Below are 1,002 nucleotides of genomic sequence, written 5' to 3'. Positions count from 1 at the left end.
TCGGTTAGGACAGCCCGTTCCGTAACGCACCACCGGCTCAAACAGCATGCATTGAGATGCACCCGGTTGGAGTTAGAATATTTTTTAAGTCAATTTTGTTACTTCTGACTAAATACTGGGATAACAGAAGACAGGAGATAGTAAGGAGGTTAGGAGGTAAGGAGATTAGGAGGTTAGGAGTTAGGAGTTAGGAGTTAGGAGTTAGGAGTTAGGAGATAGGAGATTAGTAGACAGAATATTTTTTAAGTCAAGTTTGCTATTGCTGACTAAATACTGGCACAGTCCTTTGTGACTCATCCCTCCTTACCTTCTATCTCCTAATCTCCTTACCTTCTATCTCCTAATCTCCTTACCTCCTAACTCCTAACCTCCTATTAATTTGATTGTAAATAATTATTAACAAAATCAAAAATTATCCAGATTTTTTTGATTTTCCACTTGACAACAACCATAACTACTATTTATAATATAATCATGGCGAAAAGAGCCGCGCTTATTGGTTGACTCCCCTCAAGCGCGGCTCTCTCCCAAACCACAGTTTAGGTAACTCTATAATAATGGCAAAACAGCGATGCAGCGCTGCCTCCCCAAGACCGCGCTGCATCAAGACAGCGATTGTGTTTGAAGGAGGAGAGAAGTCAGAAGTCAGAAGTCAGAAGTCAGAAGGCAGAAGGCCAGGCATTGCTTAATAATGGAATGATTTTATGAATTTTGTGGAACGGGCATCTTGCTTCTGATATTTTAACCGCAGGCAGGATGCCCACTCCACTCATATTCATTACTTGATTCAGCAACGCCCCAATTCTAACTTCTAAATTATTCATTCTTAATTATTAATTATCAACATAGAGGCTCGTTGAAATCATCACTCATCCATCCTTGTCCTTCCAGCAACCCTAAAATCCGAGGAGCCTGAGATTGACTGGGCTCAGATTCAACATACTTAAGAGCCAGAAACTCCACAAACTCAAACACCATCTGCTGTTGCTGTGCTGGTAATGC

2 protein-coding genes are annotated in these 1,002 nt (G+C 41.2%); one reads left to right on the top strand and one right to left on the bottom strand.

Translation table 11 applies throughout. The annotated features are described in order from the left end of the window. Positions 1-557 precede the first annotated feature (557 nt). A complete protein-coding gene (locus F6K20_RS22345; RefSeq protein ID WP_287296061.1) occupies positions 558-689 on the top strand; it encodes a hypothetical protein in 132 nt (43 codons plus the stop codon). Positions 690-840: 151 nt separating this feature from the next. Here the strand turns inward: F6K20_RS22345 and F6K20_RS22340 are convergent. Continuing rightward, positions 841-1,002 (bottom strand): DUF2281 domain-containing protein (locus tag F6K20_RS22340; RefSeq protein ID WP_287296066.1); only part of this gene is annotated, 162 nt, incomplete at its 5' end.

Origin of the sequence: Moorena sp. SIO2C4, from assembly GCF_010672485.1 — a bacterium.
GTDB classification, from domain to species: domain Bacteria; phylum Cyanobacteriota; class Cyanobacteriia; order Cyanobacteriales; family Coleofasciculaceae; genus Moorena; species Moorena producens.
This window is presented reverse-complemented; position numbering and strand designations above follow the sequence as displayed.